The following is a 12,655-nucleotide window of genomic DNA, read 5'->3' as shown; positions in this document are numbered from 1 at the left end:
GGGGGCGAACGTCGGCGCTGCCTGCGAAAACTAGGCCGCCGGGGCGAACGGCGGGCGAACCATGGCCATACTCCTGAGACACCGGCAGATGATCTCTCGCCGTTCCGCCGGGCGGGGGTCTCCCCGGGGGCCAACATGCAACAGGGCCGGTCAACCCGGTAGTGCGAGATCACGAATGGCCGATACTCTCCCCGGCCATGACCGACATAGTGCGTGCCGCCGCCTCCGACGTCCCGGCGCTCGCCGCCGTACTCGCCAGTGCCTACGCCGAGGACCCCGTCTGGTCCTGGCTGATGCCGCACGACCGGGACCGGCGGCTGCGGCTCCTGTTCACCGCGCACCTGGCGCAGCAGGTCCCGGCGGGCCGGGTGTGGACCGACCCGGACCGCACGGTGGCGGCGGTGTGGGCGGAGCCCGGCCAGTGGAAGCTGCCGGCGAGCTACCTGCTGCGCAACGCGGGCACACTGCTCCGGGCCGCGCGGACCCAACTACCGCGTACCGCCCTGCGGTTGTTCGCGCTGGAGCACCGCCATCCGGCCGACCCCGCGCACTGGTACGTCGAGTACATCGGTACCCACGCCGACGCTCGCGGCACCGGGCGCGGGTCGCGGGTGCTGGGCGGGCTGCTGGAGCGGGCGGACGCGGACGGGCGTCCGGTGTTCCTGGAGTCGAGCAACCGGCGCAACCTGACGTTCTACGAGCGGCACGGTTTCGCCGTGCACGAGGAGATGACGTTTCGGTCCGGGCCGCCGATGTGGTCGATGTGGCGCCGGGAGACCGGCCGCCGGCCGTCGGGGTCGCCCGAGCGAGAGATCCCGGGCGAAAGGTACTGAGACCGGCATGGGTGTGTACGACCGGCTGTTCGTGCCCAGCCCCTCTCCCTGCCCCCAGTGCGGTTCGCGGGCGGAGAGCGATTCGACTGGTGACGGGCCGGCCGGCAGACGCCCCGGGCAGCCGGCTCCCGGATCAGTCCGGCAGCTCCCAGACCAGCGCCTCGGCCGACCCGCCGCCGCCGCCGACCAGCTCCAGCCCCACTTCTCCGGTGATCCGCGCCGAGTCGCCCGGGGTCAGCTCCGCGTCGCCGATCCGCACGTTCCCGGCCACCACATGGACGTACACCCGAGGTGCGTCCGGCACCGCCGTCCGCTCCCCCTCGGCCAGTCGGCGCACATGCAGCATCGCGCCCGCCTCCGGGAGGGCGTACGGGGTGGAGTCGGCGATGCCGGGGACGGTCGTGTACGAGGGCTCGCCGCCCGGCTCCAGTGGTGCGAGCCACATCTGGAGGAAGGTCAGCGGGACGTCCCCGTCGTTGCGTTCGACGTGCCGGACGCCGCCCGCCGCGCTGAGGTGCTGGACGTCCCCGGCCCGTACGACCGTGGCACGGCCGGTGGAGTCGCGGTGCGTCAGCTCCCCCTCCACCACCCAGGTCACGATCTCCGTGTGGCTGTGCGGGTGCTCGTCGAAGCCCGCGCCGGGCTCCAGGCGCTCCTCGTTGCAGGCGAGGACCGGGCCGAAGCGGAGGTTGTCCGGGTCGTAGAAGGTGCCGAAGGAGAAGGAGTGCCGGGACTCGATACCGGCCGCCTCGTCCCCGCCCCTGAAGCGGTCGCCCGAGCGACGTACGGAAATCACCCGCCCCACGGTAGCCCGCGCCGCCGGACCGGGGCCCCGGCCAGGGACCACTACCCAGCGGTACGACCCGCGGACCGCCCCGCCCCTCCGGGCAGCAGTCCGGATAAGGCAGTCTTGTCTCCGTGCCCCGACCCGATCCTGAGCAGCCCGCTGCGAACGACGCCCATCTCCATGCCGCGACGCTGAAGCGGCTGGAGCAGTCCTCCGGACGGCTGGCCGCGAACGCGATCGCCCGCATGGACGAGTCACTGCCCTGGTACCGGGCCATGCCACCGGAGAACCGGTCCTGGATCGGCCTGGTCGCCCAGGCCGGGATCGCCGCCTTCACCGAGTGGTTCCGGCATCCGGAGACCCCGCAGGCCATCTCGACCGACGTCTTCGGTACGGCTCCGCGCGAGCTGACCCGGGCGATCACGCTGCGGCAGACCGTCGAGATGGTGCGGACGACGATCGAGGTCATGGAGGCCGCGATCGACGAAGTCGCCGCACCCGGCGACGAGTCGGTGCTGCGTGAGGCGCTGCTCGTCTACGCGCGGGAGATCGCCTTCGCGACCGCCCAGGTGTACGCCCAGGCCGCCGAGGCCCGGGGCGCCTGGGACGCCCGGCTCGAATCGCTCGTGGTGAACGCGGTGCTGTCCGGGGAGGCCGACGAGGGCGCCGTGTCCCGGGCCGCCGCGCTCGGCTGGAACTCCCCCGAGCATGTCTGCGTACTGCTCGGGACCGCACCGGACGGCGACAGCGAACTGACCGTGGAGGCGATCAGGCGGGCCGCCCGGCACGCCAAGCTCCAGGTCCTGACCGGGGTGCTCGGCAACCGCCTCGTCGTCATCGCGGGCGGCAGCGACAATCCGCTCCAGGTCGCGAAGGCGCTGATCGGGCCGTACGCGGCGGGTCCGGTCGTCGCCGGTCCCGTGGTGCCGGACCTGCTGGCGGCCACCCGGTCCGCACAGGCGGCGGCCGCCGGGCTCAAGGCGTGCGGCGCCTGGCAGGACGCCCCCCGGCCGGTACTCGCGGACGATCTGCTCCCGGAGCGCGCGATGGCGGGTGACCCGGCCGCGCGGGACCAGTTGGTAGAGGAGATCTACAGACCGCTCGAAGAAGCGGGTTCTGCCCTCCTGGAGACGCTGAGTGTGTATCTGGAACAGGCGAGCAGCCTCGAAGGAGCCGCCAGGATGCTCTTCGTCCACCCCAACACCGTGCGCTACCGGCTCCGACGTGTGACAGACGTCACCGGGTGGTCACCGTCGGATGTCCGCTCGGCGTTCACACTGCGGATCGCCCTCATCCTGGGGCGTCTGGCCGACAGAGATCTCCAGTCCTAGACTTTTGTCGGACATCAACAATTCCCCATACGGTTCTTCGTCCCTGTCCCCACGGGCGTTTCGGACCGTTCACAAGAGAGAGTGTGAGGGTGCTCGTACTCGTCGCTCCCGGCCAAGGCGCTCAGACGCCCGGCTTCCTGACTCCCTGGCTCGACCTCCCCGGTGCCACCGACCGCATCGCGGCCTGGTCCGACGCCATCGGGCTCGACCTTGCCCACTACGGCACCAAGGCCGACGCGGAGGAGATCCGCGACACCGCGGTGGCTCAGCCACTGCTGGTCGCCGCCGGTCTGCTGTCCGCGGCCGCGCTCGACGCTTCGCCGAGTGTCGTCGCAGGTCACAGCGTTGGTGAAATCACCGCAGCCGCGTTCGCCGGAGTCATCGGCGACGAGGCCGCCCTCCGTCTCGTACGCACCCGTGGGCTCGGCATGGCCGAGGCCGCGGCGGTCACCGAGACCGGTATGGCGGCGTTGCTCGGCGGGGACCCCGAGGTCACCATCGCGCACCTGGAGAAGCTCGGCCTGACCCCGGCGAACGTCAACGGGGCCGGTCAGATCGTCGCCGCCGGCACCGCCGCGCAGATCGCCGCGCTCACCGAGGACAAGCCCGAGGGTGTGCGCCGCGTGGTGCCCCTGAAGGTCGCCGGGGCGTTCCACACGCACCACATGGCTCCCGCGGTCGAGCGGCTCCGCGAGGCCGCCGCGGCTCTGGAGGTCTCCGACCCGGCCGTGACATATGTCTCGAACGCCGACGGGAAGACCGTCGCCACCGGCGCGGAGGTCATCTCCCGGCTGGTCGGCCAGGTCGCCAACCCGGTCCGCTGGGACCTGTGCATGGAGACCTTCAAGGAACTGGGCGTCACGGCACTGATCGAGGCCTGCCCCGGCGGCACGCTCACCGGTCTCGCCAAGCGCGCGCTGCCGGGTGTGCAGACCCTCGCGCTCAAGACCCCCGACGACCTCGACGCGGCCCGCGCGCTCATCGCTGAGCACGCGGGCGCCTAAGGAGCCCGAGAGCATGTCGAAGATCAAGCCCAGCCAGGGCGCCCCGTACGCACGGATCATGGGTGTCGGCGGCTACCGCCCGACCCGTGTCGTGCCGAACGAGGTGATCCTCGAAACGATCGACTCGTCCGACGAGTGGATCCGCTCACGGTCCGGCATCGCCACCCGCCACTGGGCCTCCGACGAGGAGACCGTGGCCGCGATGTCCGTCGAGGCGTCCGGCAAGGCCATCGCCGATGCCGGGATCACCCCGTCGCAGATCGGCGCGGTCATCGTGTCCACCGTCTCGCACTTCAAGCAGACCCCGGCCATCGCCACCGAGATCGCCCACAAGGTCGGCGCGGGCAAGCCGGCCGCCTTCGACATCTCGGCCGGCTGCGCGGGCTTCGGCTACGGCCTGACGCTCGCCAAGGGCATGATCGTCGAGGGCTCGGCCCAGTACGTGCTCGTGATCGGCGTGGAGCGGCTGAGCGACCTCACCGACCTGAGCGACCGTGCGACGGCGTTCCTGTTCGGCGACGGTGCCGGTGCCGTCATCGTCGGCCCGTCCAAGGTGCCCGCGATAGGCCCCACGGTGTGGGGCTCCGAGGGCGACAAGTCGGACACGATCAAGCAGACCGTGGCGTGGGACATCTTCCACGCCGACCGGCCGGAGAAGTTCCCGGCCATCACGCAGGAGGGCCAGGCGGTCTTCCGCTGGGCCGTCTTCGAGATGGCGAAGGTCGCCCAGCAGGCGCTGGACGCGGCCGGGATCGCCCCGGAAGACCTGGACGTCTTCATTCCGCACCAGGCAAACATGCGGATCATCGACTCGATGGTGAAGACCCTGAAGCTGCCGGAGCACGTCACGGTCGCCCGTGACGTGGAGACCACCGGCAACACCTCCGCCGCCTCGATTCCGCTCGCTATGGAGCGGCTTCTGGCGACCGGTCAGGCGAAGAGCGGCGACACCGCGCTCGTCATCGGCTTCGGGGCGGGTCTCGTCTACGCCGCGACGGTCGTTACCCTCCCCTAGGCACACCGGGTCTTTTCGGCCCGGACGCCCGAACCCAGCAGATATCACCGAAGGAGCGCCAACATGGCCGCCACGCAGGAAGAGATCGTCACCGGTCTCGCCGAGATCGTCAACGAGATCGCCGGTATCCCGGTCGAGGACGTCCAGCTGGACAAGTCCTTCACCGACGACCTGGACGTCGACTCGCTGTCCATGGTCGAGGTCGTCGTCGCCGCCGAGGAGCGCTTCGACGTCAAGATCCCCGACGAGGACGTCAAGAACCTCAAGACGGTCGGCGACGCTGCCGACTACATCCTCAAGCACCAGGCCTGATCCAGCCGGTTCGTGTGTCGCCACCCGGCGGTGGCGCCGCTGATTCACGACCCTCTACACGTGGAGAAGATTTTCCAGTGAACTCGACCAATCGCACCGTGGTCGTCACCGGTATCGGCGCAACCACTCCGCTGGGTGGCGATTCCGCATCGACCTGGGAAGGTCTGATGGCCGGCCGTTCCGGCGTCAAGCCTCTTGAGGGCGACCGTTTCGCCGAACTGCCTGTCCGGATCGCGGCCCTCGCGGCCGTCGACCCGGGTGACGTCCTGCCCCGTCCGCTCGCCCGCAAGCTGGACCGCTCGGCGCAGTTCGCGCTGATCGCGGCCCGTGAGGCGTGGGCGGACGCGGGCTTCACCGGCAAGGCCGGTGAGGACGCCAAGATCGAGCCCGATCGGCTGGGCTCGGTCATCGCCTCCGGCATCGGCGGCGTGATCACCCTGCTCGACCAGTACGACGTGCTGAAGGAGAAGGGCGTACGCCGCGTCTCCCCGCACACCGTGCCCATGCTCATGCCCAACGGTCCGGCCGCCAACGTCGGTATCGAGGTGAACGCCCAGGCGGGCGTCCACACCCCGGTCTCCGCCTGTGCGTCGGGCGCCGAGGCGATCGGGTACGCCGTCGAGATGATCCGCACCGGCCGTGCCGATGTGGTCCTCGCCGGTGGCACCGAGGCGGCCATCCACCCGCTGCCGATCGCCGCGTTCGCCAACATGATGGCGATGTCCAAGAGCAACGACGAGCCCGAGAAGGCCTCGCGTCCGTACGACACCGGCCGGGACGGGTTCGTCCTCGGCGAGGGCGCCGGCGTCGTCGTCCTGGAGTCCGCGGAGCACGCCGCCGCGCGCGGCGCCCGGGTCTACGCCGAGGTGCTGGGCCAGGGGCTGTCCGCGGACGCCCACCACATCGCGCAGCCCGAGCCGACCGGGCGCGGTATCGCCGCCGCGATGCAGAACCTGCTGGACCAGACGGACCTCAAGCCGTCCGAGGTCGTGCACCTCAACGCACACGCCACGTCCACGCCGCAGGGCGACGTCGCGGAGCTGAAGGCGCTGCGCAAGATCCTGGGCGACGACCTCGACCATGTCGCGATCTCCGCGACGAAGTCGATGACGGGCCATCTGCTCGGTGGCGCGGGCGGCATCGAGACCGTGGCGACGGTCCTGGCACTGCACCACCGGATGGCTCCGCCGACCATCAACATCGAGAACCTCGACGACGCGGTCGAGGCGGACATCGTGCGCGACACTCCGCGGCCGTTGCCGGAGGGGCCGATCGCGGCGATCAACAACTCGTTCGGATTCGGCGGGCACAACGTGGTGCTGGCGTTCCGTAGCGTGTGATGGTTCTACCGCTGTACGTGTGAAGCCCGCTTCCCCCTTGTGGGGAGGCGGGCTTCATCCGTGGTGCGGGTCCTTTCGGGGGCTCCGCCCCCGCACCCCCGCTCCTCAGTCGCCGGAGGGGCTTGGTCCTGCCCGGCCGGAGCCCCGGTCACACGACCTGGTGGAGCCAGCGGACCGGCGCGCCCTCGCCCGCGTGGCGGAAGGGCTCCAGCTCGTCGTCCCACGGCTTGCCCAGGAGCTTGGTGATCTCCGCCTCCAGGTCCGTCTCCCCGCGCACCGACCGTGCCAGCGCGGCCCGCAGCCGGTCCTCGGGGATCAGGATGTCGCCGTGGATGCCGGTGACCGCGTGGAAGATGCCCAGCTCGGGCGTGGAGCTGTAGCGCTCGCCCTCCGCGGTCTGCGAGGGCTCCGCCGCCACCTCGAAGCGCAGCAGATCCCAGCCGCGCAACGCGGAGGCGAGCTTCGACGCCGTGCCCGGCCTGGCCTGCCAGGAGAACTCGGACCGCCAGGTGCCGGGCGCGGCCGGCTGTCTGATCCAGTCGAGCTGGACCCGCACACCGAGTACACCCTCCACCGCCCATTCGACATGGGGGCAGAGCGCGCGCGGTGCGGAGTGAACGTACAGAACTCCACGTGTCGTCACCGGGACCTCCAGTGTGGGACGAGGTTCGCCTTCCCCAGCGGCCTCGCGCCCGTACCGCCTCTTTCCGGCCGCTTCCCGAGGTTGTCATCAGTAAACAGCATCGGGAGTTAATCTCCGGAAAAGGGACACTATGTGACGTGATGTGAAGTTCGGAAGCCACCCGAGTGGAGCCGGACTGCCGAAGGAACCACTGGTTCGACGGGGGAAAAGCTACCGTGCGGCGGCGTCCGAGGTGTGACGTACCGTCGGTCCTGGGCCCATGATTCGCTCAGCATTCACCCCGCGGGGCGGGCGGGCCCGCCGACCGGTGCCAAGAGGGTTTGCCGGGGGCATGGACGGGAGGCACCAGGGAATGCCGGATCGCTCCGTACGGCACCGATCGCGCACCGCACTGGCCGCGCTGGCCGCGTTGTCGTGTCTCGGCACGGCCGCGCTGGCCGGCTGTGACTCCGGGTCGGACAGCACGACGAAGGGCGCGTCGGCCGGGCACCCCTCCGCGGCGGCCGCACCGGTCTGGGACCGCAGCCCGGGGTCGGTCGCGGCGGTCGGGGACTCCATCACCCGCGGGTTCGACGCCTGCTCGGTGCTGGCGGACTGTCCCGAGGCCTCCTGGTCGACCGGCACGGACAGCGCGGTGAACAGCCTCGCGGTGCGGCTGCTCGGCGCCTCCGGCGCGGCGGACCGCAGCTGGAACCACGCGGAGACGGGGGCCCGGATCAACCAGTTGCCGGAGCAGATGGCGCTGGCCGCGAAGGAGGACCCCGACCTGGTGACGGTGATGATCGGCGCCAACGACGCCTGCCGGGACTCGGTGGGGGTCATGACACCGGTGGCCGATTTCCGTACGTCGTTCGAGGCGTCCATGCGTCAGCTGCGCAGCGCCGCGCCGAAGACGCAGGTGTATGTGTCGAGCGTGCCGGATCTGAAGCGGCTCTGGTCGACGGGGCGCGGCAATCAGCTGGGCAAGCAGATCTGGAAGCTGGGGATCTGCAAGTCGATGCTGGGCGACGCGGACGACATGAGCGCCTCGGCGGTGGCGCGGCGCGCGGCGGTGCAGAAGCGCGTGGTGGCGTACAACGACGTGCTGCGCGAGGTGTGCGCGAAGGATGTGCGCTGCCGTTACGACGGCGGGGCGGTCTTCGACTACCGGTTCACCGGCAAGCAGCTCAGCCAGTGGGACTGGTTCCACCCGGGGCGCAACGGGCAGGCCCGGCTGGCCGAGATCGCGTACCGCAATGTCACGGCGGCCCGGCCCCCCGTGTAAGGGCCGGCCGGTCTAGAGTTCGTGATCATGGACACGGGTTCGAACACGGCGACGCGCACGGAAGACTTCGGCACCCTCGGCGACGGCACGGCCGTGCACCGCTGGACGCTGGAGCGGGCCGGCACGCGGGTGCGCGTGCTGACGTACGGCGGCGTCGTGCAGTCGGTCGAGGTGCCGGACCGCGACGGCGCGCGGACCGGTGTGGCGCTCGGGCTGCCGGATCTCGCCTCGTACCTGAAGTACACCGGGCCCTACTTCGGCGCGCTGGTCGGGCGGTACGCGAACCGGATCGGCGGCGCGGCCTTCGAGCTCGACGGGCGGACCTGCCACCTCACGCGCAACGAGGGGCGCAACCACGTGCACGGCGGGGCCCTCGGCTTCGACAAGCGCGTGTGGGACGCCCGGGAGACCGCGGACGGGGTGGAGCTGTCCCTGGTCTCGGCGGACGGCGAGGAGGGTTTCCCGGGGCGCCTTGAGGTCTCGGTGGCGTACACACTGGACGAGGGCGGGGCGCTGCGCATCGCGTACCGGGCGACGACGGACGCGCCGACCGTGCTGAACCTGACCAATCACACGTACTGGAACCTCGCGGGCGCCGACAGCGGCAGCGCGCTGGGGCAGCGGCTGCGGATCGCGGCCGGACGGATCACCCCGGCCGACGCGGAGTCGCTGCCGACGGGTGAGTTCCGGCCGGTGGACGGGACCCGGTTCGACTTCCGGGAGTCCCGGCCGGTGCCCGGGGAGTACGACCACAACTACGTGCTGGACGAGGGCACGTCGGGTCCGGCGGCCGAGTTGTACGACGAGGCGTCGGGGCGCGTGCTGACCGTCACGACCACGGAACCCGGTCTTCAGCTCTACACGGCGGACCACTTCGACGGGGAGCCGTTCGGGCCGTGCGCCGGAATCGCGCTGGAGACCCAGCACTTCCCCGACTCCCCGAACCGGCCGGAGTTCCCGAGCACGGTGCTGCGGCCGGGCCAGGAGTACGTGTCGACGACGGTGTACGGCTTCTCGGCACGCTGATACGACGCGCTGGTACGACGGGCATTGGTACGACGGCGCTCGTACGGCAGGGGGAAGAGCCCCGGAGCGGGGTCAGGGACCGCTCCGGGGCTCTTCCGTACAGGAGGCCGGGGGTGGACCCGGGCCGCTACGCCTTGACCTCCACGGTCGCGGTCAGCCGTACGTCGCCCAGCGAGTGGGCCGCCTGCACCTCGTACGTACCGGGGACGACGGTCCAGCCGTACGCCGTCTCGTCCCAGATCTCGTACGCGCGCCGCTCCAGCGGGACCGTCACCTCGACGCTCTGGCCGGGGGCCGCCTCGACGCGGCCGAAGCCGGCGAGGACCCGGGCCGGGCGTTCGGCGGTGTCGGCCCGCGGGGCCAGGTAGAGCTGCACGGTCTCGGCGCCCGGCCGGGTGCCGGTGTTGGTGAGGCGGACGGTGGCGGCGTCCTCGGTGACGGTGAGGGCCTCGTACGTCCAGCCGGTGTAGCCGAGTCCGTGGCCGAAGGGGTACGCCGGTGCGGTACCGGCCTTCTCCCAGGCCCGGTAGCCGATGAAGACGCCCTCGTCGTAGTGGAGTTCGCCGTCGGTGGGCGTGGTGGCCGCGACGGGTGCGTCGGCGAGCACGGCGGGCCAGGTGGTGGGCAGCCGGCCGCCCGGTTCGGCGGCGCCGAGCAGGACGTCGGCGAGCGCAGCGCCGCCCTCCTGCCCCGGGAACCAGCTGAGCAGCACCGCGGCGACGTCCTCGCGCCACGGAAGCTCCACCGGGGAGCCGGAGTTGACGATCACGACGGTGTTCGGGTTGACGGCGGCGACGGCCCGGACCAGCTCGTCCTGGTGGCCGGGGAGCCGCAGACCGGTGCGGTCGAAGCCCTCGGACTCGACGCGTTCGGTGGTGCCGACGACGACGATCGCGGTGTCCGCGGCGCGGGCGGCCTCGACGGCCTCGGCGATCAGCTCGCCGGGGTCGCGGCGCGGGCCGAGGTGGCACAAGGAGAACGAGACGCCGGGCATCAGTGAGTCGGCGCCGAGGGTCTCGGGGAGCTGCCGGAGCGAGACCTCGACGGGTTCGCCCGCAGTGAGCGTGACCCGGCCGCGCTCCTGGGGAGTGCCGAAGAACGCCTCGCCCGGGTCGGCGGAGCCACTGGTCCGGTGCACCTCGTCGTAGAGCGTCGCGCCGGCGACGGTGAGGGTCAGCGCTCCGGTACCGCGGGTGCCGAAGACGTGCTCGCCGCTGTCGCGCGGGGTGAAGGTGCCGGTGATCTCGACGCTGTGCAGCGTCTCGTGAGTCACCCCCGCGGGCAGGTCGGTGCCGATCCACTGGACGGCGCCGGTGTGCAGCGGGGCCGATCCGATGACCGTGCCGGCGTCGTCACGGCAGACCGCCTTGAGGGCGAACCCCTTCTCGGCCGGGGAGAGTTCGTCGTTCGGGTCGGCGCCGGTCCGGTAGTCGAGCACATCCTCGGGGAGCGCCGCGAGCAGGCCGTCGAGCGGGGAGACGACGTGGTGCGGGAAGACCTGTGCGGAGCCGCCGCCGAGCACCCGGGCATCGCGGGCGAGGGCGCCGCTGAGTGCGATCCGGTGGACGGCGGACGGGTCGATGGGGAGCGCGGCGCGTTCGTTGCGCAGCAGGACGAAGGAGCGGCGGGCGATCTCGCGGGCCAGCGCGTCCCCGTCGACGGCGGCCGGGCGGTCGGCCTCGGCGACCACGGGCGGGGCGCTGTCCAGCACGCCGACGCGGGCGGCGAGCCGCAGCACGTTGCGCACCGCCGTGTCGAGGACCGACTCCTCGACCTCACCGGCCCGCACCGCGGCGGCGAGCGCCGCCCCGTACACGGTCTTCGGGCCGGGCATCGCGACGTCGAGCCCGCCGGTGACGGCCGCGACGGTGGAGCGTGCGGCCAGCCAGTCGGAGACGATGAAGCCGTCGAAGCCCCATTCGCCCCGCAGCACCTCGTTCTGGAGGTAGCGGTGCTCGGTCATGGTGGTGCCGTTGACCTGGTTGTAGGCGGCCATGATGCCCCACGGGTGGGCGTTGGTGACGATCCGCTCGAAGGGGGCGAGGTAGAGCTCGCGCAGGGCGCGCGGGGCGACGATGTTGTCGACGGTGAAGCGGTCGGTCTCGGCGTCGTTGGCCACGAAGTGCTTGACGGTCGTGCCGACCCCGCCCTCCTGCACACCGCGCACATAGCCGGTGCCGATCTCCCCGGTGAGGTACGGGTCCTCGCTGTACGCCTCGAAGTGCCGTCCGCCCAGCGGGGACCGGTGCAGATTCACGGTCGGCGCGAGCAGCACGTGCACCCCCTTGCGGCGGGCCTCCTGCGCGAGGAGGTGTCCGGCGCGGCGGGCCAGGGCCGGGTCCCAGGTCGCGGCGAGGGCGGTGGGCGAGGGCAGCGCGACGGACGGGTCGTCGGCGCTCCAGCTGACACCACGCACCCCGATCGGCCCGTCCGACATGACCAGGGACCGCAGTCCGACGGCGGGGAGCGCGGGCAGCGACCACATGTCCTGCCCGGCCAGCAGCCTGGCCTTGTCGTCGAGTCCGAGTGCGGCCAGGGCCGCTTCTGCGGCGGCCTCGCGGGCCGCCTCGGGGTGCGTGGGTGTGGTCGCGTCTGCCACGGCCGTGCCTCCTCGTCGAAATCCTGCCTGATGTCTCCATAGTGACCCTTGACCGGTAGAACGGTAGGGTTTGTTATCGATACGTAATACACGGGCATGGCGTACGGTCCAGGAAGCCGACCGGAAGCGGGCCGGAACAGAGATCTCAGAAGTACCGAAAGGGGCCGGGGCGATGGCGCGGGCCAGGAGCGTGGAGCGGCGGGCGGAGATACTCCGCGCCACCCTGGAGGTGATCGCCGAGCGCGGCTACCGGGGCGCCACCCTGGGCGCGGTCGCCGAGCGGGTGGGCCTGAGCCAGCAGGGCCTGCTGCACTACTTCCCCACCAAGGAGGCGATGCTCGTCGCCGTCCTGGAGGAGCGCGACCAGTGGGACACCGGCGGCGGGCCCCGCAGTGACGGCGGCTGGCGGAGCGAACTGCTCGGCTCGCTCGTCGAGTACAACGCGATGCGCCCCGGCGTCGTCCAGACCTTCTCGGCGCTGCTCGGCGAGAGCGTCACCGA

12 protein-coding genes are annotated in these 12,655 nt (G+C 71.6%); 9 read left to right on the top strand and 3 right to left on the bottom strand.

Annotated elements, in window-relative coordinates:
• Nucleotides 1–197: 197 nt before the first annotated feature.
• A complete protein-coding gene (locus J1C73_RS01670) occupies nt 198–833 on the top strand; it encodes a GNAT family N-acetyltransferase (protein WP_207314738.1) in 636 nt (211 codons plus the stop codon).
• A gap of 133 nt (nt 834–966) precedes the next feature.
• Here J1C73_RS01670 and J1C73_RS01665 read toward each other — a convergent pair whose 3' ends face one another.
• Nucleotides 967–1,629, bottom strand: a complete 663-nt coding sequence (locus J1C73_RS01665; RefSeq protein WP_207314737.1) for a pirin family protein — start codon at nt 1,627–1,629, stop codon at nt 967–969.
• 122 nt (nt 1,630–1,751) lie between these two features.
• Between J1C73_RS01665 and J1C73_RS01660 the strand changes: the two genes are divergently transcribed.
• From J1C73_RS01660 to fabF, 5 genes are all read left to right on the top strand, one after another.
• Complete coding sequence (locus J1C73_RS01660; RefSeq protein WP_123470709.1) at nt 1,752–2,951, top strand: PucR family transcriptional regulator; 1,200 nt, start codon at nt 1,752–1,754, stop codon at nt 2,949–2,951.
• A gap of 89 nt (nt 2,952–3,040) precedes the next feature.
• Nucleotides 3,041–3,955, top strand: coding sequence for an ACP S-malonyltransferase (locus tag J1C73_RS01655; RefSeq protein ID WP_123470711.1), 915 nt, complete (start codon nt 3,041–3,043; stop codon nt 3,953–3,955).
• A gap of 13 nt (nt 3,956–3,968) precedes the next feature.
• A complete protein-coding gene (locus J1C73_RS01650; protein ID WP_207314736.1) occupies nt 3,969–4,970 on the top strand; it encodes a ketoacyl-ACP synthase III in 1,002 nt (333 codons plus the stop codon).
• Nucleotides 4,971–5,033: 63 nt separating this feature from the next.
• On the top strand, nt 5,034–5,282 hold the full coding sequence (locus J1C73_RS01645; protein ID WP_024490626.1) for an acyl carrier protein: 249 nt from the start codon (nt 5,034–5,036) through the stop codon (nt 5,280–5,282).
• 77 nt (nt 5,283–5,359) lie between these two features.
• The gene (fabF, locus tag J1C73_RS01640; RefSeq protein ID WP_207314735.1) at nt 5,360–6,622 is read left to right on the top strand and encodes a beta-ketoacyl-ACP synthase II; all 1,263 of its coding nucleotides are present in this window, start codon (nt 5,360–5,362) and stop codon (nt 6,620–6,622) included.
• Between the two features lie 148 nt (nt 6,623–6,770).
• Here the strand turns inward: fabF and J1C73_RS01635 are convergent, their stop codons facing one another.
• Nucleotides 6,771–7,265, bottom strand: a complete 495-nt coding sequence (locus J1C73_RS01635; RefSeq protein WP_207314734.1) for a DUF3145 domain-containing protein — start codon at nt 7,263–7,265, stop codon at nt 6,771–6,773.
• Between the two features lie 352 nt (nt 7,266–7,617).
• Between J1C73_RS01635 and J1C73_RS01630 the strand changes: the two genes are divergently transcribed.
• Nucleotides 7,618–8,529, top strand: a complete 912-nt coding sequence (locus tag J1C73_RS01630; protein ID WP_207314733.1) for an SGNH/GDSL hydrolase family protein — start codon at nt 7,618–7,620, stop codon at nt 8,527–8,529.
• A 27-nt stretch (nt 8,530–8,556) separates the two neighbouring features.
• Nucleotides 8,557–9,555, top strand: a complete 999-nt coding sequence (locus J1C73_RS01625; RefSeq protein ID WP_207314732.1) for an aldose epimerase family protein — start codon at nt 8,557–8,559, stop codon at nt 9,553–9,555.
• A 127-nt stretch (nt 9,556–9,682) separates the two neighbouring features.
• Here the strand turns inward: J1C73_RS01625 and J1C73_RS01620 are convergent, their stop codons facing one another.
• Nucleotides 9,683–12,154, bottom strand: a complete 2,472-nt coding sequence (locus J1C73_RS01620; RefSeq protein ID WP_207314731.1) for a glycoside hydrolase family 3 protein — start codon at nt 12,152–12,154, stop codon at nt 9,683–9,685.
• Nucleotides 12,155–12,326: 172 nt separating this feature from the next.
• On the opposite strand from J1C73_RS01620, the gene J1C73_RS01615 reads away from it, so the two are divergent.
• Nucleotides 12,327–12,655: TetR/AcrR family transcriptional regulator (locus tag J1C73_RS01615; RefSeq protein WP_207314730.1), on the top strand; the 329-nt coding region annotated here is incomplete at its 3' end.

It is taken from the genome of Streptomyces laculatispora (assembly GCF_017353455.1).
Taxonomy (GTDB): domain Bacteria; phylum Actinomycetota; class Actinomycetes; order Streptomycetales; family Streptomycetaceae; genus Streptomyces; species Streptomyces laculatispora.
This window is presented reverse-complemented; position numbering and strand designations above follow the sequence as displayed.

Bases quoted from the DNA above. Each gene is read 5' to 3' on its own strand.
- J1C73_RS01670 (WP_207314738.1), top strand. From the start codon at position 198: ATGACCGACATAGTGCGTGCCGCCGCCTCCGACGTCCCGGCGCTCGCC.
- J1C73_RS01650 (WP_207314736.1), top strand. From the start codon at position 3,969: ATGTCGAAGATCAAGCCCAGCCAGGGCGCCCCGTACGCACGGATCATG.
- J1C73_RS01645 (WP_024490626.1), top strand. From the start codon at position 5,034: ATGGCCGCCACGCAGGAAGAGATCGTCACCGGTCTCGCCGAGATCGTC.
- J1C73_RS01630 (WP_207314733.1), top strand. From the start codon at position 7,618: ATGCCGGATCGCTCCGTACGGCACCGATCGCGCACCGCACTGGCCGCG.
- J1C73_RS01625 (WP_207314732.1), top strand. From the start codon at position 8,557: ATGGACACGGGTTCGAACACGGCGACGCGCACGGAAGACTTCGGCACC.